The organism is Paraburkholderia sp. (genome assembly GCF_036488505.1).
GTDB lineage: Bacteria > Pseudomonadota > Gammaproteobacteria > Burkholderiales > Burkholderiaceae > Paraburkholderia.
Genome location: NZ_DASXHN010000087.1, coordinates 1 through 19,018 on the forward strand (window position 1 = coordinate 1; position 19,018 = coordinate 19,018).

A 19,018-nucleotide genomic window follows, 5' to 3' on the forward strand; every position below is an offset into this window, starting at 1 on the left:
CCGCAAAGATGGTCCCGCCCAGATTGGCTCGATGATCGAACGGACAACAACAATGGTTCGCGCGAGCTCCCCCATTCGCACAGCCACACCTTTTGACAAAGACAGGAGAACCCATGAAAACAAGCATCAGCGGTGCGCTGAAGACCACCCTCAAGGCAACCGCGTGTGCCGCTCTGCTGGCCAGTGCATCGTCTGCTTTTGCGCAATCGAGCGTGCAACTCTACGGTCAGGTCGACGAATGGGTCGGCGCGCAGAAATTCCCGGGCGGCAAGTCGGCTGCCGAGGTGTCTGGCGGTGGCATGTCGACGTCGTACTGGGGTATGAAGGGGTCTGAGGATCTGGGCAACGGCTATAAGGCGATCTTCACGCTGGAAGGCTTCTTCCGCGCACAGAACGGCCAGTACGGCCGCTTCACGGGCGACACGACGTTCTCGCGCAACGCGTACGTCGGTATCGAATCGCCGTACGGTACGGTGACGGCCGGTCGCCTGACCACGCCGCTGTTTGTGTCGACGATTCTGTTCAACCCGTTCATCGACTCGTATGTGTTCTCGCCGATGGTGTACCACACGTACCTCGGCCTCGGCACGTTCCCGACCTACACGACCGATCAGGGCGTGACCGGCGATTCGGGCTGGAACAACGCGGTGTCGTACGCGTCGCCGAACTTCAACGGACTGTCGGCGACGGCGATGTACGCGCTGGGCAATACCACGCAGAACGGCGCGAAGAAGTGGAGCGGCCAGGTGCTGTACTTCCACGGCCCGTTCGCGGCGACCGCCGTCTACCAGTACGTGAACTTCAACAACGTGCCGGGCGACCTCGGCAGCTTCGAGACGTCGGGCGTGCCCGGCTTGCGCAGCCAGAGCGTCGCGCAGGCCGGCGTCTCGTACGACCTCAAATTCGTGAAGCTGTACGGCCAGTACATGTACACGTACAACAACCAGCAAGTGACGAGCTGGCACGTGAACACCGGTCAAGGCGGCGTCACGGTGCCGTTCGGGCCGGGCTCGGTGATGGCGTCGTTTGCCTGGTCGCGTAACGGCGGCGGCTCGAACCAGACGCGGCAGACGGCGGCGGTCGGCTACGACTATCCGATGTCCAAGCGCACCGATATCTACGCCGCGTATCTGTATGACCGGATCACCGGGCAGTCGAGCGGGAATACCTACGGCGCCGGGTTGCGGACGAAGTTCTAGTCTGTCGGTGCATGGCGGGATCGTGCCGCGGCTGATCGCTCCGCGGCCATTCGCCCGTCTGCCCGCTGTGTCGGGTTGACCAGCGAAAGCCCGCGTTCCTACCGATGAACGCGGGCTTTGTCGCTTCTGGCCGTCAATCATCAAGCGTTTTGCCGCCGCCTCTTTGATAAACGCGGCAAAATGGCGTCGATTGATTCCTGAAGCGAGAGATTTGAGATGGATACCCTCGTCAGCATGAAAGTGTTCCGCCATGTGGTCGAGCTCGGCAGCTTCGTCGGCGCGGCGGACAAGATGGAAATGTCCGCGGCGATGGCGAGCAAGCACGTGATGCATCTCGAACAGCAGCTCGGCGCGCGCCTGCTGAACCGCACGACGCGCCGCGTCGCGCCGACCGAGGCGGGCCGCGAATACTACGAGCGCCTGAGCCAGGCGCTCACTGAACTCGACGAGGCGGCCCAGGCGGTCGGCGCGGCCAGCGTGGTGCCGCAGGGGCGGCTGCGCGTGTCGTCGTTATCGGCATTCGGCCTGAGCCATGTGATGGCTGCGGTCGCCGACTACGCCGCGCAATATCCGCAGGTCAGCGTCGACATGACGCTGTCCGATCGCGTCGTCGAACTGATCGACGAGGGTTTCGACGTCGCGATCCGCGCGTCGCCGGGCGGGCTCAAGTCGTCGTCGCTGATCGCGCGGCAGATCGCGACCGCGCACCTCGTGCTGTGCGCGTCGCCTGCCTATCTGCGGCAGCACGGCACGCCGAAAAGCGTCGCCGATCTCGCGCGTCACAACTACCTGCAGTACTCGGGCGTGTCGCCGCTCGAGGTCGCGACCGACGGAGCATCGTCGCGCGTGCGTCTGTCGGGCAATCTGATCGTCAATCAGCTGGAGGCGCAGCGCGTGATCGTGCTGCACGGCGCGGGCATCGCGATGCTCGGTACCGAGGTGATCGGCGGCGATCTGGCCGACGGGCGGCTCGTGCCGTTGCTGGTCGACGAAGTGCCGCCCCGCGAGCTGCCGATCCATGTGGTCTATACGAGCCGGCGGCATCTGTCGGCGAAGGTGAGGTCGTTCGTCGATTTCCTCGCGGCCCGGTTCGCGAACGAATCGTTGTGGCCGTCGCTGGAGCAGATCAGGGCGTTGGCGGTTCGCTAGCAGGTTCACGTGCCGCAAAGGGCTTCGCGAAGCCGGCGGGCCTGATCGCCTGAAGCCGCCGCCCAGCGCACGCTGCCGCGTGACCCCGTTTCGCTATACTGGTTGCCAACACCCATACGCGAAACGATCTGGGGGAGACATGACCGATCTGTCCACGCCGCAGCGCGCCGGCAGCCACGAGCTGCCCACGGGCCGGCGCCTGCGCTTCGTCACCGCGGCCGCGCTGTTCGACGGCCACGATGCGTCGATCAACATCATGCGGCGCATCCTGCAGGCGAGCGGCGTCGAGGTGATTCACCTCGGCCACAACCGCTCTGTCGATGAAGTCGCGACCGCCGCGCTCAACGAGGACGCCGATGGCGTCGCCGTGTCGAGCTATCAGGGCGGCCACAACGAATACTTCCGTTATCTGGTCGAACTGCTGCGCGCGCGCGGTGGCGAGCGCATCAAGGTGTTCGGCGGCGGCGGCGGCGTGATCGTCCCCGAGGAGATCGCCGCGCTCGAACGCGACGGCGTCGAGAAAATCTACTCGCCGCACGACGGCCAGCGGCTCGGTCTGCAAGGCATGATCGACGACATGATCGCGCGCTGTAGCGAAGGCGCGCGTGCGGCGCAGGCCGCGCGGCCGGCACCGGTGAGCGAATGGCTCGCCGAGATCGCGGCGCGGCCGTTGCCGCGTTTCGGGGGTGCCGGCACGGCTGCGCCAACCGCAGCAAGCGCCGGCACCGACCTCGCCGTCCCGGTCTTTCGCCGCGTCGCCGAGCTGATCAGCGCATTCGAAACCAAGAACATCGACGCTAGCGTTCGCGACCAACTCTCGGCCCTGACCCAATCCGCGCAGATTCCCGTACTCGGCATCACCGGCACGGGCGGCGCGGGCAAGTCGTCGCTGACCGACGAACTGATCCGGCGCTTCCGCCTCGACCACGGCGACGCGCTGACGATCGCGGTGCTCGCAATCGACCCGTCGCGCCGCAAATCCGGTGGCGCGCTGCTCGGCGACCGCATCCGCATGAACGCGATCGGCGATTGGGGCGGCGGCGCGCGTGTCTATATGCGATCGATGGCGACGCGCGACGCATCGAGTGAAATCTCCGATTCGCTGCCCGATGCGCTGAAGCTCTGCAAGGCGGCGGGCTTCGATCTGATCGTCGTCGAAACGTCCGGCATCGGCCAGGGCGACGCGGCGATCGTGCCGTTCGTCGACGAGTCGCTGTATGTGATGACGCCCGAATTCGGCGCGGCGAGCCAGCTCGAAAAGATCGACATGCTCGACTTCGCGAGCTTCGTCGCGATCAACAAATTCGACCGTAAGGGCGCGCAGGATGCGCTGCGCGACGTCGCGAAGCAGGTGCAGCGCAATCGCAGCGATTTCGCGACGCCGCCGGACAGCATGCCGGTCTTCGGCACGATCGCGTCGCGCTTCAACGACGACGGTGTCACCGCGCTGTACCGGCACATCGCCGATGCGCTGCGCCGTCACGGCCTGCGCAGCGCGGACGGCGGCCGGCTCGGCGCACCCGACGCAGTGCGCTTTTCGAGCAACCTGCACGCGATCGTGCCGCCCGCGCGCGTGCGCTATCTGTCCGACATCGCGCAGGCGGTGCACGCTTACCGCGAGCGGGCAGACGCGCAGGCGCGCATCGCGCGCGAGCGTTGGCAACTGATCGAGACGCGCCGTATGCTCGGTGAGGCGGGGGCGGGCGCGGCCGTTGCTGATTCCAACGCCGGCGCCGACGCCGCTGACGCCACAGCCGCATCCGGCAACGAATCGTCCGGCGCAAAGGCGCACGCGAACGCAAGCCCGCAGGCCAGCCAATCCAACCCGCTGCTGTCGTCGCTCGATGCGCTGATCGACCAACGCACCGCCGCGCTCGGCGAACCCGAACGCAAGCTGCTCGCCGCGTGGCCGCAAACCGTCGCCGCATATTCCGGCGACGAACACATCGTGCGCATCCGCGAGCGGGAAATCCGCACCGCGCTCACGGTGACGACGTTGTCCGGCTCGCCGGTGCGCAAAGTCTCGCTGCCAAAATTCATCGACCATGGCGAGATCCTGCGCTGGCTGATGCTCGACAATCTGCCCGGCTACTTCCCGTTCACCGCCGGCGTGTTTCCGTTTCGCCGCGAGAACGAGGACCCGACGCGCATGTTCGCGGGCGAGGGCGATCCTCAGCGCACCAACCGGCGTTTCAAGCTGCTGTCCGAGGGAATGCCGGCCAAGCGTCTGTCGACCGCATTCGATTCCGTCACGCTCTACGGCGAAGAGCCGCACGAGCGCCCGGATATCTACGGCAAGGTCGGCAATTCGGGCGTGTCGGTGGCGACGCTCGACGATATGAAAACCTTGTACGACGGCTTCGACCTGTGTTCGCCGCAAACCTCGGTATCGATGACGATCAACGGCCCCGCGCCGACGATCCTCGCGATGTTCTTCAACGTCGCGATCGACCAGCAGATCGCGTTGCAAGAGCAGCAGCACGGCCGCCCGCTGACCGCCGACGAACTCGCGCAGACCCGCCGCAGCGCGCTCGAAAATGTGCGCGGCACCGTGCAGGCCGATATCCTGAAGGAGGACCAAGGGCAGAACACCTGCATCTTCTCGACTGAATTCAGCCTCAAGGTGATGGGCGATATTCAGGCGTATTTCGTCGCGCACGGCGTGCGCAATTTCTATTCGGTGTCGATTTCCGGCTATCACATCGCCGAGGCCGGCGCGAACCCGATCTCGCAGCTCGCCTACACGCTGGCCAACGGCTTCACGTACGTCGAAGCGTATCTCGCGCGCGGTATGTCGATCGACGATTTCGCGCCAAATCTATCGTTCTTCTTCTCGAACGGGATGGACCCCGAGTACACGGTGCTGGGCCGCGTCGCCCGACGCATCTGGGCGGTGGCGATGCGCGAGCGCTACGGCGCGAACGAGCGCAGCCAGAAGCTCAAATACCACGTACAGACGTCCGGGCGCAGCCTGCACGCGCAGGAGATCGACTTCAACGACATCCGCACGACGCTGCAGGCGCTGATCGCGATCTACGACAACTGCAACTCGCTGCACACCAACGCGTTCGACGAAGCGATCACGACGCCGACCGAGGAATCGGTGCGCCGCGCGGTCGCGATCCAGTTGATCATCAATCGCGAATGGGGACTCGCGAAGAACCAGAATCCGAATCAGGGCAGCTTCGTGATCGACGAGTTGACCGATCTGGTCGAACAGGCAGTCCTTGCGGAATTCGACCGGCTCACCGAGCGCGGCGGCGTGCTCGGCGCGATGGAAACCGGCTATCAGCGCGGACGCATCCAGGACGAGTCGATGCTGTACGAGCATCGCAAGCATGACGGTTCGTATCCGATCGTCGGCGTGAATACGTTCCTGAGCGCGCATCCGCATGAAGCGCCGCGCCCGCTCGTGCTGGCCCGTTCGACCGACGAGGAAAAGCAGAGCCAGTTGACGCGGCTGCGCGATTTCCACGCGCGGCATCGCGACGCGGCGCCGGCCGCGCTGGAGCGGCTCAAGCGCGCGGTGATCGACGACGGCAATGTGTTCGAGGTGCTGATGGATGTGGTGCGCGTATGTTCGCTCGGGCAGATCACGCACGCACTATTCGAGGTAGGCGGCCAGTATCGGCGGAATATGTAACGCGGGCCGCCGCGCGGTCCCGCCGTTCATCGACATCTCAGCGCGCAATCCCGAGCCGCGCCTTCGCGTCGTCATACTCGGCGGTCAGCCGTTGCACCAGCTGCGCGACGCTCGGCACGTCGTCCATCAGACCGACGCCCTGGCCCGCGCCCCAGATGTCCTTCCACGCCTTCGTCTTGTCGCCGCCGAAGTTCATCTTGGTCTTGTCCGATTCGGGCAGCGCATCCGGGTCGAGCCCCGCGTTCAGGATGCTCTCGCGGATGTAGTTGCCGTGCACGCCGGTAAAGAGGTTCGTGTAGATGATGTCCGACGACTTCGACGCGACGATCGCCTGCTTGTAGGCTTCGACCGCGTGCGCCTCCTGGGTCGCGATGAAGCGCGTGCCCATATACGCGAGGTCCGCGCCCATCGCCTGCGCGGCGAGAATCGAGCCGCCGTTGGCGATCGAACCGGACAGCACGATCGGGCCGTCGAAAATGCGCCGCACTTCGCCGACCAGTGCGAACGGCGAGGTCGTGCCCGCGTGGCCGCCCGCGCCGGACGCCACCAGGATCAAGCCGTCGACACCCGCCTCCAGTGCCTTCTGTGCGTGGCGCAGATTGATCACGTCGTGCAGCACGATGCCGCCATAGCTGTGCACCGCATCGACGATCTCGCGCGCCGGTGCGCGCAGGCTCGTGATGAAGATCGGCACCTTGTGTTCGACGCACACGCGCACGTCGTGTTCGAGCCGCCCGTTCGACTGATGGACGATCTGGTTGACCGCGATCGGCCCGATGATCGCGTCGGGGTTCGCCGCCTTGTGCTCGCCGAGCTGCGCCTGAATCTGCGTGAGCCATTCGTCGAGCAGTTCGGCCGGGCGCGCGTTGAGAGCAGGGAATGAGCCGACGATGCCGGCCTTGCACTGGGCGACAACCAGGTCGGGATAGCTGACGATGAACATCGGCGAACCGACGACGGGTAGCGCGAGGTTTTGCAGAACGGCGGGCAATGCCATGGTGCGAGTCTCCAATGTCGACCCGAGTGAGCGCGTCAGCACTTGCTCTGGTCTTATTAAATGCTGTTGCGGTTTGAAATATGGGTACGGCCTGGCGTGCGCAGCATTGAACGAAGTTTAGCGACGCAGGGCTGACAGCGCGGCATTGCGATGCGATGCGCGATCAGCGATGCAAGCTTGGCGCCATGAGCCGACACGGAAGCCGTTCGACGGTTTAAGAACGGTCGTTCGATTATAGGCGAAGGGTGCGGGCCGCGCGCGGCAGCGCTGTCCCCAAAGTTCGAAGGAGTGTTCAGGTTCCATGCTTGCGTGGGTTATCCCACCTGGCGCGGACATAGCGCGCTTCTACAATGCACACAACGTCAAACGACGGGAGCACGCCATGTCCTTCGAAAATTTCACGCCGTTTCGCGTCGCCGTGGGCGGTGTCGACATTTTCGGCGTGAAGGGCGGGTCGGGGCCGCCTCTGTTGCTGCTGCACGGCCATCCGCAATCGCATCTGATTTGGGCGCGCTGCGCCGGGCCGCTAGCGCAACACTTCACAGTAATCGCCACCGACTTACGCGGCTATGGCGAGTCGGCCAAGCCGACCAGCGATGCCGCGCACACGCCGTACTCGAAACGCGCGATGGCCGCCGACCAGGTCGCCGTGATGCGTCACTTCGGCTTCGAACGCTTTATGGTCTGCGCGCACGATCGCGGCGCGCGCGTCGCACACCGGATGGCGCTCGATCATGCCGACGCGCTCGAGCGTCTGATGCTGCTCGACATCGCACCGACGCTCGCGATGTACGAGGCTACCGACCGCGCGTTCGCCACCCACTATTTCCACTGGTTCTTCCTGATCCAGCCGGAGCCGCTGCCCGAAACGCTGATTGGCGCGAACCCTGCCGCGTACGTCGATGCGGTGATGGGCAGCCGGCACGCGGGCCTCGCGCCGTTCGACCCCGCCGCGCTCGACGCCTATCGCGCGGCGCTCGCGCAACCGGGTGCGGTGCATGCAATGTGCGAGGACTATCGCGCAGCGGCGAGCATCGACCTCGAACACGATCGCGCCGATATCGAGCGCGGCAACAAGATCGGCTGTCCGCTGCGTGTGCTGTGGGGCGACAAGGGGGTGATCGAGAAATGCTTCGATGCGCTCGCCGAATGGCGGCGCGTCGCCCGCGACGTGAGCGGGCGCGCGCTGTCGTGCGGCCACTATCTGCCGGAGGAGGCGCCGGACGAACTGGTCGCCGAAATGCTGTCTTTCTTCGAGGCGGTCGAACCGTAACGCGGCGAGCGGCGTCGTTTTCATGATCGCGGGCTGGTCTTCGCGCGCTCAGTAAGCGCTTGACGCGATTCGATGACATTCCCATGCATTTGCCCTCGAAACAAACGGTCAAATTTCCGTAGGGAAATCACCGATGCGTTGCAAAAATGCAGCACGCGTATAATTCACGGCGACGCTGATCACGTCCAAACAGATGTTCCGCCGCTCGCTTCGTCGAGCGGCTTTCTTTTTGTGGCGACGGTTTTGCGCATTGACCAAGCGGGAATCACGCGGTTCCAGCGTCTGCTTGCTTCAGAAATATCTTCCCATTCATTCACGCGATTGACCGCGCCTTAACGCCGCGCCACGATGCGCGTGCCGTCCACTTCAAGCGGTCCTTTGTTCGCCGCCAACTCACCGACGATATCCGTTAGCAATGCGCGCCACTCACCGCGCGGCTTCAGCATCGACGCGGCGGCCCGCATGACTGATGCGTCGACGAGCATGCGCAGCAGCGCGTCGAAACTCATCTCACGGACGTCGAGCAGTTTGAACACGATCAGCACTTTCAGCGCATTTTTCGCGTTGCGCGCAGGATCGGCTCGCAGCCATGCCAGCCGCGATAGCGCGCGTTCCAGTGCGGGTTCGACATCGGTGAAAGGCGTGCCGTGGCCGGGAATAACGACTCGCACGTCGAGCGCGGCGATCGTATCGAGTACCGCCTGCTGTTCGGCGAAACCGCTTTCACCTTCGAGCTCCGGGAAGATCACGCCAAAGCCGTTTTGCCACAACGCGTCCGCGCTGATCAGGATGCGCTCGCCCGCGCAATAGAGCATCAGCGAATGCGGATCGTGGCCGGGCGCGCCGAGCACCTGCCAGTCGAGCGCGCCGAGCCGCAACTGCGCGCCGGGCGCGATGGTGCCGGTGAAGCCGAAGCGCTCGCACGACTGACCGGTCGCGCGAAAGCTGAGGCGCGTTTCGTCCCAGTCGTGCACGGCGTCGGCCTCGGCAGCGGGAATCAACGTGCGGCACGGCCAGCTCGCCTGCAGCAGCGCGTTGCCGCCGCAGTGATCCGAGTGCAGATGCGTGTTGACGATCAGATCGAGCGGCCGCGTGGTCAGCGCGTTGCGCACCAGCGCGACGGTTTGCGGCGCGTGCGTCGCATAGCCGGTGTCGACCAGCGCCGCGCACGCGTCGTCGACGAGCAGCACGTTGTTCGACGACAGCCAGCCGCGCTCGAAGACCTGGATCGATGCCGGTAGCGCGATCATCGCGGGTTGCTTTCCGTATCGGCCGGCGCGGTGGCATCCGGTTTCGGCATCACCAGAATCGTCGAGGTGCCGGTCAGCACCAGTTCGCCGCGTTGATTGACCACCGAGCCTTCGAGGAAGGTCAGATCGCCCTTCAGGCTCGGCTTCCACTGCGCGTCGCGCACGCGCCAGCTGATCGTCAGCGTGTCGTGCGCATGCACGGCTTTCTTCAGCTTGATATCGAATTCGAGACCGAGTGGCTGCGCGTAGGTCGAAAAATGCGTCGCGAGCAGCGCCATGAAATGCGCGGTGGGCTGCGTGCCCGACGCGATCAGTCCGCCGAAGCGGCTGTGCGCGGCGTACGCGTCATCGTGGTGCAGCGGGTTCAGATCGTTGACCAGCGTCGCGAATGACTTGATCGAATCCGTCGACAACGCGAGCGTCGAGTTGAACGTCTCGCCGAGCGTGACGACGCGAGGCGCGCCGGTCATTGCGGCTCCCCGGCGCGGCGTGCTGTGTCCTGCGTCGTTTGGGGCGCCGTCTGCTGTGCGATGCACTGCGCGTGACGCGCTTCGATGGCATCCCACACCGCGCGTTTCGCGTCGTCGTCGAATGCGGACCAGCCGGCGATCTCGTCGATCGTGCGCAGGCATCCTTCGCACCAGCCCGTCGACGCATCCATCCTGCACACGTTGATGCAGGGCGACGCCACCCGGGCGTCGTCGTGTTCGTGGCTGTGGTTCCCGTCAGTCGTCAGCGCCATCGTTTTCAGGCCGGCTCGCGCAGCGCGATGTCGGCGACCGGCGCGCCCGTCAGCGCAATCAGTTCTTGCGCGGTCAGATTGAACACCGCGTGCGGATGACCGGCCGCGGCCCACAGGCTGTCGAGTTCGAGCAGATCGGCGTCGATCAGCGTGACCGGCTCGGTCGCATGACCGACCGGGCACACGCCACCAATCGCATAGCCGGTTTTCTCGCGCACGAACTTCGCATCCGCGCGGCCGATCTCGCCAACCTGCGCGGCCACTTTCTTTTCGTCGACCCGGTTCGCGCCGCTCGCGATCACGAGCACCGGCGCGTCGTCTTCGCGGCGGCGAAACAGGATCGACTTGGCGATCTGCGCGACCGAGCAGCCAAGACCCGCGGCTGCTTCGGCGGAAGTCTTGCCGGTTTCCGGCAGCATCACGATTCGCCCCGCATGACCGCGTTCGCGCAGCAGCAGCGCGACGCGGCGTGCCGAGTCGGGCAGCGCGGCGAGATCATCGGATTCGAAGGATGCGAGGTCGGTCATCGTTGGAGGTCCTGATTCAAGTATGGGATTGCGGGTTAGACGCAAGTATTCGCTTCGCTGCGCGCCTTCGCGAGCAGTGCCTTGCCGGCGCGCGACACGTTGGGCCGGCCGATCGCGGTCGAGATGAAGTCGCCGATCGCGACCACCTGCGCGAGGTCGATGCCGGTCTCGATGCCGAGCCCGTTCATCAGATACAGCACGTCTTCAGTCGCGACGTTGCCGGTCGCGCCTTTCGCATACGGACAGCCGCCAAGCCCCGCGACCGATGCATGGAAAATCTCGATGCCTTCGAGTAGCGCCGCGTAGATGTTCGCGAGCGCCTGGCCGTACGTGTCGTGAAAGTGCCCCGACAGACGCTCGCGCGGAAACACGCGAGTGACCGCTTCGAATACTGCGCGAGTGCGCTCGGGGGTGCCGACGCCGATCGTATCCGCGATGTCGATCTCGTCGCAGCCGAGCGCGGCGAAGCGCTCGACGACATCGACGACCGACGCGATCGGCACGTCACCCTGATACGGGCAGCCGAGCGCGCACGACAGGCTGCCGCGAATCCGCAGACCGTGCTGTTTCGCGGCGGCCGTGACGGGCGCGAAGCGCTCGACGCTCTCCGCGATGCTGCAATTGATGTTCTTCTGCGAAAACGCTTCGCTAGCAGCGCCGAAAATCACGATTTCGTCCGCGCGCGCGGCCAGCGCGCCTTCGAAGCCGCGCAGATTCGGCGTCAGCACCGAATAGATCGTGCCGGCGCGGCGTCCGATGCGGGCCATCACGTCGGCGCCGTCGGCCATCTGCGGCACCCATTTCGGCGACACGAACGATGCGGCTTCGACGTTACGAAAGCCCGCCGCCGATAGACGGTCGATCAGCTCGATCTTGGTGGCGGTCGCTACGAATTCTTTTTCGTTCTGCAGTCCGTCGCGCGGACCGACTTCGACGATTTTCACCTGCTTCGGTAGGGCCATGATTTGTCTCCTGCCGCGTGGCGCGGCGTCGCTGCGATTCAACCCGATTCAGTTCAGTCGACTCAATTCGATTCCATACGACCGGTGCGCGAGCGTCAGTATCCCCGTTCCACCTGCACGATGCCGCTCACCGGTTCGCCGCGCATCAGCGCGCGGACCTTGCTCGCGACCTGCGCGATGCTTTCGTCGCGTAACGTCAGCGCCGACGCATGCGGCGTAATCGTAATACGCGGTGTGTGCCAGAACGGATGATCTGCGGGCAGCGGCTCCTGATGAAACACGTCGAGCGTCGCGGCCGCGAGCTGGCCGCTGGCGAGCGCGGCGAGCAGGTCCGCTTCGACGAGATGCGCGCCGCGCGCGACGTTGATCAAATACGCGCCGCGCGCGAGCTTCGCGAACGTGCGCGCGTTCAGCACGCCTTCGGTATCGGGCGTATGCGGCAGCAGATTCACGAGCACCTTCGCGCCGTCGACGAACGCATCGAACTGCGCTTGCCCCGCGAATGTCGTCACACCGTCGATCTGCTTCGCACTGCGGCTATAACCGCGCACCGGCAGCCCGAATGATGCGAGCGTTTGCGCGACCTGGGTGCCGAGTACACCGAGCCCGAGCACGCCAACCGTGAACGTCGCGCGCGGATGCGGATCGATCACCTTCCAGCGGCGCTCGCGCTGCTGCATCTCGTATTCGTCGAAACGGCGCAGATAGCGCAGCACCGCATGGGTCGCGTACTCGGCCATCTGCGCGCCCATGCCAGTGTCTTCGAGACGGATCAGCGGCACGTTCGGTGGCAACGTACCCGGCTGTTCGCGTTCGAGTGCGACGATTGCATCGACGCCCGCGCCGAGATTGAAGATCGCGCGCAAGCCGTCACGACTGGCCAGCATCTCGCGCGGCGGACGCCAGACAATCGCAAAATCGGCCGGCGCATGATCGCCCGGCTGCCATTCACGCAGATCGGCATCGGGCAGTGCGCGTGCGAGATCGTGCAGCCACACGGCGGCTTCGTTGAGCGGCGAGTAGAAGAGGATTTTCATACGGTCTGAAGTGCGCCCACGGCCAGCGCCGTGCAGATGTGTGCCGACGCCGCTGCGTAGCGGCATGCATGCGTGGGACAGACCACGGCCACGCGGTGACCGCGTGGCGTCGATGACTTCGGCTGTGGCGCTTGGGACGACGCGTAGGGCACCGGATTTCTCCCGTTATGAATAGGCTTCATTCTACTTTTTCGCCGCCGATCGCGGGAAGCCGCGCACGGACGTACGGCTTGGCGTGAGTCTGGCGTGCCGATCTAGAGCGACATTTGAGCCATAACGAAAGCACAAAAACTTGGTTCGTCCGGTCGCCATTCAGCAGCACAATGATTGCCCGGATTCCCGCAGCGAGGCCCGCACATGCTTTCATGCACCCGATCGACATGGCCGCCACGGCTCGTCACCGTGCCCGGCTTGCACGGCAGCGAAGGCGCGCATTGGCAAACATGGCTGGAGCGGCAGTTCGCGCGCTCGCTGCGGGTCGAGCAATCCAATTGGGATGCGCCCGATCTCGCGCTGTGGGCGCAATCGCTACGTGATCTGCTGGCGCGCGAACGCGGTCCTTTCGTGCTGGCCGCGCATAGCTTCGGCTGTCTCGCGACCGCGCACGCGCTGCAACAGGCAGCGTTCGCGCACGACGTGATCGGCGTGCTGTTCGTCGCGCCCGCCAGCCCGCGCAAGTTCGAGTTCGCGGGACGGTTCGACGCAACGCGCGTCGGCGTGCCGTCGATTCTGATCGGCAGCGAGACCGATCCGTGGATGCCGCTCGCCGAGGCGCGAGATCTCGCGCGGCGCTTCGGCAGCGCGTTCGTCAATCTCGGCGACGCCGGGCATATCAACACGGCGGCCGGCTTCGGTCCGTGGCCACGCGCGAAGTATTTCATCGATACGCTCGTGCATTGCGCGGCGCCGCTGCGCTTTCGCGACGACGCTTTCGAGGCCGTGCCGCACGCGGTCATGTGAGCGATTCGCCGCGCGTTGACGGCGCGGCCACGCAAGATAACGCACGGCTCGCGCGGTAAGCGACCCGTTAGAATCCCGCTTCACGCCGCGCATCGGCGGCCACCGGTTTTTATCATCGACAGGCGGGGACAACATGAAGGGCATCGCGGGGACATCGCGCGGGCTCGCCCCCGGCCTCGCGGCAATCACGCTCGCGTTCGGCGGCGTGTCGGCCGCGCACGCGGATACATCGCTGCTCAACGTGTCGTACGACGTCACGCGCGAACTGTGCGACCACGTTCACGCAACGCGGTATCGGCGACGTGCTGGTGACGTTCGAAAACGAAGTGTCGCTGATCGACACGGGCGTCGGCGCGGGCAGTTACGAAGCGGTGTATCCGTCGGTAAGCCTGCTCGCGGCGCCGCCGGTATCGATCGTCGATAAGGTCGTCGACAAGCGCGGCACACGCAAGGAGGCGCAGGCGTACGTCGATTATCTGTGGTCGCCGGCCGCGCAGGAAACCATCGCGCAGCACCATCTGCGTCCGCGCGATAAAAACGTGCTCGCGAAACACGCGGCCGAGTTCAAGCCGATCAAGACGTTCACGGTCGAGCAGATGTTCGGCAGCTGGCAGAAAGCGCAGGACACGCATTTCTCCGACGGCGGCACGTTCGATCAGATCATCGTCGACCGGAAGTAACGCGAAGTTGGCGTTGCAGCGAAAAGGCTGCCTCGTTGTATTGCGAGGCAGCCTTTTTTTCATGCACGCATGCGGGTGCGTGCGCGCGTTCGATCCGCACCCGAGCGTCTAGCGCTCAGTTCGCTGCCGCATGGCCATGCCCGCAGTCAGCCTCGCAACCGCTTTGCTCGACCGGCATCTGCTGCGCGGCCTCGGCGCGAATGCCCAGACGCGCGAGCAGCTTGCGGTCGGCTTCCGCCTGCGGATTGCTGGTCGTCAGCAACTGGTCGCCATAGAAAATCGAATTGGCGCCAGCGAGGAAGCACATCGCCTGCAACGCTTCGTCCATCTGCTCGCGGCCGGCCGACAGGCGCACCATCGCGCGCGGCATCGTAATGCGCGCAATCGCGATCGTGCGCACGAATTCGAACGGATCGATCGCTTCGGTGCCGGTGAGCGGCGTGCCTTGCACCTGCACCAGGTTGTTGATCGGCACCGATTCCGGGTACGGGTCCATGTTCGCGAGCTGCGCGAGCAGGCCCGCGCGTTCGCGGCGCGATTCGCCGAGGCCGACGATCCCGCCGCAGCACACGTTGATGCCTGCGTCGCGCACGCGCTCCAGCGTGTCGAGCCGGTCCTGGTATGTGCGGGTCGAAATGATCTGGCCGTAGAACTCGGGCGACGTATCGAGGTTGTGGTTGTAGTAGTCGAGGCCCGCGTCGCGCAGCGCGTGAGCCTGGTGCGTTTCGAGCATGCCGAGCGTCACGCAGGTTTCGAGCCCCATCGCCTTCACGCCACGGATCATGTCCTTGATCGGTTCGAGATGGCGGTCTTTCGGATTGCGCCACGCGGCGCCCATGCAAAAGCGCGTCGCGCCGTTGTCTTTCGCTGCTTTCGCGGCGGCGAGCACGTCGTCGACCGCCATCAGCTTGTCGGCTTCGAGACCGGTGTCGTGATGCACCGATTGCGGACAGTACGCGCAATCCTCTTCACAGCCGCCGGTCTTGATCGACAGCAGCGTCGACAGCTGTACGGCATTCGCGTCGAAGTGCTCACGATGCGTTTGCTGCGCGCGATACAGCAGGTCGTTGAACGGTAGTTCGTACAGCGCGACGATATCGGCGACGCGCCAGCGCGCGAGCGGCTTCGCGTCGACGCCCGCGTCGGCCGTGGCGTTGTTCGGGGTGCCGCTGGCGGCGCTTGGGGTGATGTTCAGTTGCGTCATCTGATCGATCCTCGTAAAGCGATGCAAAGGGGTTCAGCTCTGGCGCGCGCGCGCTTCGCGCAGCGTTTGCAGAAGCCGTTGGATGTCGAGCTGTTCGGCCGCCAGCTCCGCTGAGATCGGACTGAGATGCGGCACGACGCCAAGTAGCGGCGCGTCGTACGCACGCGCGAGATGCGCGCGAATCGACGCGATGTTTTCGTCGGGGAACGTCATATCCGGATCGATCCGGTTCGCGACCCAACCCGCGAGCGTGAGGCCGCGCGCGGCGATCGCTTCGGCGGTGAGCAGCGCGTGGCTGATGCAACCAAGCCGCATGCCGACCACCAGCACGACCGGCAAGTCCAGCGCAACCGCCAGATCGGCGGTGTCCTCGGTCGCGGTCAACGGCACACGAAAGCCACCGACGCCTTCCACGACCACGACGTCCGCGCGCTGCACCGCCTGCCGATGACAAGCGACGATATGTTGGAGATCGAACGCCACGTTCTCCAGCGCGGCAGCGATATGCGGCGCGGCCGGCTCCTTCAGCAGATACGGCGTGCGCATGTCGGGCGGCAGCAACACGCTCGATGCGGCATCGAGCTGGTCGGCGTCCTCGTTGTGCAGCACACCGTTCAGTTCGAACGCGCCGGCGGCGATCGGCTTCATCGCGGCCGCTTGCAGGCCTGCGCGCACGAAGCCGCGTGACAGCGCCGACGAGACGAAGGTCTTGCCGATTTCGGTATCGGTACCTGTCACGAACAGCGACAGCGCGCCGCCGACATGATTCAGATTGCTCATACGGCGCTCGCTCCGAGTTGTCGAAGGCCGGCTTCGAGCCGGTCGAGATCTCCGTGCGAATGCGCGGCGGACAGCGAGATGCGCAGACGCGACGTGCCGGCCGGCACGGTCGGCGGACGGATCGCGGGCACCCACAGGCCCGCGCGATCGAGCGACGCGGCGAGCTCGAGCGTCGCATCGTTCGCGCCGATGATCAGCGGCTGCACGGCGGTATGCGAATCGACCGGCAGCCACGGGGTCGCTTTCAGCATCGCGCGCGTGCGCTCGATCAACTGCTGCAGATGCGCGCGGCGCGCGTCGCCTTCGTCCGAGCCGATGATGCGCAGGCTCGCCGACACCGCATGCGCGGCGGCCGGCACCGACGCGGTCGTAAAGATATACGGCCGCGCGCGCTGCACGAGCCATTCGATCACGGTCGGGTGCGCGACCACGAACGCGCCGGACACGCCGGCGGCCTTGCCGAGCGTGCCGATCGAAATCAGATGCGGCGAGCGCAGCGCGGCTTGCGCGATCGCGCCGCGGCCTTGCGGGCCGAGCACGCCGAAGCCGTGCGCATCGTCGACGATCAGCCATGCGCGGTGGCGCTCCGCCAGTTCGAGCAGACGCGGCAGCGGCGCGATATCGCCGTCCATGCTGAACACCGTATCGGAGACGATCACCTTCACGTCGGCCTCCGACGCTTCAAGCATCGCACTCAGCGCGTCCATGTCGCAGTGCGGATAGATCTGCACGTCGGCGCGTGACAGCCGCGCGCCGTCGATCAGCGATGCGTGATTCAGCGCATCGGAGAACAGCATCGTGCCACGGCCCGCGAGCGCGGTCAGCGTCGCGAGATTGGCCATATAGCCGGTGCTGAAGTAGAGCGCGCGCGCATCGTCGACGAAGCCGCCCGCGAATGCCGCGAGATCGTCTTCGAGTTGCGCGTGCGCGCGCGAATGGCCACCAAGCAGGTGCGAGCCGCCGCTGCCCGCGCCATAGAGACGCGCGCCTTCGGCGATCGCGTCGATCAGTTGCGGGTGGGCGGCGAGGCCGAGATAGTCGTTGCTGGCAAAGCCGACGATCGGACGATCGTCGACGGTCATATGCGCGGCGCACGGTGTGTCGGCGGTACGGCGGCGCCGGCGCAGGCCGCGCGCGTCGATTTCCTTGAGGCCTTCGGCCAGCGTGTCGAGCAGATGCATCAGTGGGCCTCCGCGAGTGTCGCGTCGAAGGTTTCGCGCGTGCGCGCGGCGAGCAGCGCGAGTTCTTCGTCGTCGAGGATATACGGCGGCATCAGATACACGGTGGTGCCAATCGGGCGCAACAGCAGTTCGCGTTGCAACGCAAGCTCGAAGAAGCGCCGCGAAAAAGTTTTGGCGAGTTGCGGATCGTCGATGAGCGCGTCGAACGCGAAGATCGTGCCGCGCTGACGCAGATTACGCACCCGCGGATGTTCGCCGAGCGGCGCGAGCGCGGCCTTCAGCGTCGCGGCTTTGCGCCCATTCGCGGCGAGCACGTCGTCGCTCCCGAATAGATCGAGCGTGGCGAGCGCCGCGCGGCACGCGAGCGGATTGCCCGTATACGAGTGCGAATGCAGGAAACCACGCGCGGTGTCGTCGTGATAGAAGGCCTCGAAAATGTCGTCGCGCGACAGCACGATCGACAGCGGCAGATAACCGCCGCTAATGCCTTTCGATAGACATAAAAAGTCCGGCCACACGCCCGCCTGCTCGCACGCGAAGAAAGTGCCGGTGCGCCCGCAGCCGACCGCGATTTCGTCGGCGATCAGATGTACACCGTACTGGTCGCACAGCGCGCGCAGCCCACCGATATACGACGCGTCGTGCATCGCCATGCCGGCCGCGCATTGGACGAGCGGCTCGACGATCAGCGCGGCGATCCGGTTCGCGCGTGCATCGAACAGCGCGCGCACGTTGTCGAGCGCGCGGCGCGCGACGTCGGCGGCGGTTTCGCCCGGTTGCGCGAGCCGCGCATCGGGCGACGCGACCACATGCGCGTGGCGAATCAGCGGATCGTACGCATCCTTGAACAGCGCGACGTCCGTCACGCCCAGCGCGCCAATGGTCTCGCCGTGATAGCTGTTGGCAACGCAGACGAATTCCTGCTTGTCGGCGAAGCCGCGGTTGCGCCAGCTGTGAAAGCTCATCTTCAGCGCGATCTCGACCGCCGATGCGCCGTCCGATGCAAAGAATGCGTGGCCAAGCGTATTGCCGGTCAGCGCGTGCAGACGTTCCGCGAGTTCGACGGCGGGCTCGTGCGTGCAGCCTGCGAGCATCGCGTGTTCGAGCGTATCGAGTTGATCTTTCAGTGCGGCATTGATGCGGGGGTTCGCGTGGCCGAACAGATTGACCCACCACGAGCTGATCGCATCCAGGTAGCGATGGCCGGCGCGGTCGTAAAGCCACGCGCCCTGACCGCGCGCGATCGGCACGAGCGGCAGACGTTCGTGATGCTTCATCTGTGTACACGGATGCCACACCGCGCGCAGGCTGCGGGCGACCCAGTCTTCCGGGGCGTCCGGCGTTGCAGGCGAAGGTGCGATCGAGGGAACTGCTGAGTTTTCCAAAGGGGTGCTCCAAGTGCTTTTTGCTGCTTACGCACGAGCGTCGTTTCGC

At 65.4% G+C, this 19,018-nt stretch carries 16 protein-coding genes and 1 pseudogene; 6 read left to right on the plus strand and 11 right to left on the minus strand.

What is annotated here, in order from left to right:
• Positions 1–113 precede the first annotated feature (113 nt).
• The 3 genes from VGH68_RS04760 (at position 114) to VGH68_RS04770 (ending at position 5,991) form a co-directional block, all read left to right on the plus strand.
• Positions 114–1,199, plus strand: a complete 1,086-nt coding sequence (locus tag VGH68_RS04760) for a porin (RefSeq protein WP_331602359.1) — start codon at positions 114–116, stop codon at positions 1,197–1,199.
• A gap of 216 nt (positions 1,200–1,415) precedes the next feature.
• Positions 1,416–2,348: a LysR family transcriptional regulator gene (locus VGH68_RS04765; RefSeq protein WP_331602360.1), complete on the plus strand. Its 933-nt coding sequence runs from the start codon at positions 1,416–1,418 to the stop codon at positions 2,346–2,348.
• Between the two features lie 139 nt (positions 2,349–2,487).
• Complete coding sequence (locus VGH68_RS04770) at positions 2,488–5,991, plus strand: methylmalonyl-CoA mutase family protein (protein ID WP_331602361.1); 3,504 nt, start codon at positions 2,488–2,490, stop codon at positions 5,989–5,991.
• Between the two features lie 37 nt (positions 5,992–6,028).
• Here the strand turns inward: VGH68_RS04770 and VGH68_RS04775 are convergent, their stop codons facing one another.
• Complete coding sequence (locus VGH68_RS04775; RefSeq protein WP_331602362.1) at positions 6,029–6,988, minus strand: nitronate monooxygenase family protein; 960 nt, start codon at positions 6,986–6,988, stop codon at positions 6,029–6,031.
• A 382-nt stretch (positions 6,989–7,370) separates the two neighbouring features.
• Here VGH68_RS04775 and VGH68_RS04780 point away from each other — a divergent pair, with 382 nt between their 5' ends.
• Complete coding sequence (locus VGH68_RS04780; protein ID WP_331602363.1) at positions 7,371–8,261, plus strand: alpha/beta hydrolase; 891 nt, start codon at positions 7,371–7,373, stop codon at positions 8,259–8,261.
• 332 nt (positions 8,262–8,593) lie between these two features.
• Here the strand turns inward: VGH68_RS04780 and VGH68_RS04785 are convergent, their stop codons facing one another.
• The 6 genes from VGH68_RS04785 to VGH68_RS04810 form a co-directional block, all read right to left on the minus strand.
• Entirely contained in the window at positions 8,594–9,511 is a 918-nt protein-coding gene (locus tag VGH68_RS04785) for an MBL fold metallo-hydrolase (protein ID WP_331602364.1), read from the minus strand.
• The gene (locus VGH68_RS04790) at positions 9,508–9,981 is read right to left on the minus strand and encodes a MaoC family dehydratase (RefSeq protein WP_331602365.1); all 474 of its coding nucleotides are present in this window, start codon (positions 9,979–9,981) and stop codon (positions 9,508–9,510) included. The genes VGH68_RS04785 and VGH68_RS04790 overlap by 4 nt, the downstream gene beginning before the upstream one ends.
• Positions 9,978–10,253 (minus strand): DUF1289 domain-containing protein, encoded by a 276-nt coding sequence (locus tag VGH68_RS04795; RefSeq protein ID WP_331602366.1) that lies wholly within the window; start codon positions 10,251–10,253, stop codon positions 9,978–9,980. Before VGH68_RS04795 ends, VGH68_RS04790 begins: the two co-directional genes overlap by 4 nt.
• A 5-nt stretch (positions 10,254–10,258) precedes the next feature.
• On the minus strand, positions 10,259–10,780 hold the full coding sequence (locus VGH68_RS04800) for a YbaK/EbsC family protein (protein WP_331602367.1): 522 nt from the start codon (positions 10,778–10,780) through the stop codon (positions 10,259–10,261).
• A gap of 35 nt (positions 10,781–10,815) precedes the next feature.
• Complete coding sequence (locus tag VGH68_RS04805; protein WP_331602368.1) at positions 10,816–11,742, minus strand: hydroxymethylglutaryl-CoA lyase; 927 nt, start codon at positions 11,740–11,742, stop codon at positions 10,816–10,818.
• A 95-nt stretch (positions 11,743–11,837) separates the two neighbouring features.
• Positions 11,838–12,779 (minus strand): glyoxylate/hydroxypyruvate reductase A, encoded by a 942-nt coding sequence (locus VGH68_RS04810; protein ID WP_331602369.1) that lies wholly within the window; start codon positions 12,777–12,779, stop codon positions 11,838–11,840.
• Between the two features lie 357 nt (positions 12,780–13,136).
• On the opposite strand from VGH68_RS04810, the gene VGH68_RS04815 reads away from it, so the two are divergent.
• Both VGH68_RS04815 and VGH68_RS04820 read left to right on the plus strand, forming a co-directional pair.
• Positions 13,137–13,739 carry an alpha/beta hydrolase gene (locus VGH68_RS04815; protein ID WP_331602370.1) on the plus strand — a complete coding sequence of 201 codons (603 nt, stop codon included), beginning with the start codon at positions 13,137–13,139 and terminating at the stop codon, positions 13,737–13,739.
• 272 nt (positions 13,740–14,011) lie between these two features.
• A pseudogene (locus tag VGH68_RS04820) lies at positions 14,012–14,419 on the plus strand (substrate-binding domain-containing protein); the annotation flags it as partial.
• 115 nt (positions 14,420–14,534) lie between these two features.
• Here the strand turns inward: VGH68_RS04820 and bioB are convergent.
• Genes bioB through bioA form a run of 4 tightly spaced genes read right to left on the minus strand, consistent with a single transcriptional unit; the run spans position 14,535 to position 18,969 of the window.
• Complete coding sequence (bioB, locus tag VGH68_RS04825) at positions 14,535–15,623, minus strand: biotin synthase BioB (RefSeq protein ID WP_331602371.1); 1,089 nt, start codon at positions 15,621–15,623, stop codon at positions 14,535–14,537.
• A 33-nt stretch (positions 15,624–15,656) separates the two neighbouring features.
• Positions 15,657–16,403: a dethiobiotin synthase gene (gene bioD / locus VGH68_RS04830; protein WP_331602372.1), complete on the minus strand. Its 747-nt coding sequence runs from the start codon at positions 16,401–16,403 to the stop codon at positions 15,657–15,659.
• Positions 16,400–17,584 carry an 8-amino-7-oxononanoate synthase gene (gene bioF, locus VGH68_RS04835; protein ID WP_331602373.1) on the minus strand — a complete coding sequence of 395 codons (1,185 nt, stop codon included), beginning with the start codon at positions 17,582–17,584 and terminating at the stop codon, positions 16,400–16,402. The genes bioD and bioF overlap by 4 nt, the downstream gene beginning before the upstream one ends.
• The gene (gene bioA, locus VGH68_RS04840; RefSeq protein ID WP_414696894.1) at positions 17,584–18,969 is read right to left on the minus strand and encodes an adenosylmethionine--8-amino-7-oxononanoate transaminase; all 1,386 of its coding nucleotides are present in this window, start codon (positions 18,967–18,969) and stop codon (positions 17,584–17,586) included. The genes bioF and bioA overlap by 1 nt, the downstream gene beginning before the upstream one ends.
• Positions 18,970–19,018: the final 49 nt, after the last annotated feature.

Excerpts from the sequence above, each read along its gene's own strand:
- VGH68_RS04805 (WP_331602368.1), bottom strand. The coding sequence starts at position 11,742 with ATGGCCCTACCGAAGCAGGTGAAAATCGTCGAAGTCGGTCCGCGCGAC.
- VGH68_RS04770 (WP_331602361.1), top strand. The coding sequence starts at position 2,488 with ATGACCGATCTGTCCACGCCGCAGCGCGCCGGCAGCCACGAGCTGCCC.
- VGH68_RS04790 (WP_331602365.1), bottom strand. The coding sequence starts at position 9,981 with ATGACCGGCGCGCCTCGCGTCGTCACGCTCGGCGAGACGTTCAACTCG.
- VGH68_RS04815 (WP_331602370.1), top strand. The coding sequence starts at position 13,137 with ATGCTTTCATGCACCCGATCGACATGGCCGCCACGGCTCGTCACCGTG.
- VGH68_RS04760 (WP_331602359.1), top strand. The coding sequence starts at position 114 with ATGAAAACAAGCATCAGCGGTGCGCTGAAGACCACCCTCAAGGCAACC.
- VGH68_RS04765 (WP_331602360.1), top strand. The coding sequence starts at position 1,416 with ATGGATACCCTCGTCAGCATGAAAGTGTTCCGCCATGTGGTCGAGCTC.
- VGH68_RS04795 (WP_331602366.1), bottom strand. The coding sequence starts at position 10,253 with ATGGCGCTGACGACTGACGGGAACCACAGCCACGAACACGACGACGCC.
- bioF (WP_331602373.1), bottom strand. The coding sequence starts at position 17,584 with ATGCATCTGCTCGACACGCTGGCCGAAGGCCTCAAGGAAATCGACGCG.
- bioD (WP_331602372.1), bottom strand. The coding sequence starts at position 16,403 with ATGAGCAATCTGAATCATGTCGGCGGCGCGCTGTCGCTGTTCGTGACA.
- VGH68_RS04810 (WP_331602369.1), bottom strand. The coding sequence starts at position 12,779 with ATGAAAATCCTCTTCTACTCGCCGCTCAACGAAGCCGCCGTGTGGCTG.
- VGH68_RS04780 (WP_331602363.1), top strand. The coding sequence starts at position 7,371 with ATGTCCTTCGAAAATTTCACGCCGTTTCGCGTCGCCGTGGGCGGTGTC.
- bioB (WP_331602371.1), bottom strand. The coding sequence starts at position 15,623 with ATGACGCAACTGAACATCACCCCAAGCGCCGCCAGCGGCACCCCGAAC.
- VGH68_RS04800 (WP_331602367.1), bottom strand. The coding sequence starts at position 10,780 with ATGACCGACCTCGCATCCTTCGAATCCGATGATCTCGCCGCGCTGCCC.
- VGH68_RS04775 (WP_331602362.1), bottom strand. The coding sequence starts at position 6,988 with ATGGCATTGCCCGCCGTTCTGCAAAACCTCGCGCTACCCGTCGTCGGT.
- VGH68_RS04785 (WP_331602364.1), bottom strand. The coding sequence starts at position 9,511 with ATGATCGCGCTACCGGCATCGATCCAGGTCTTCGAGCGCGGCTGGCTG.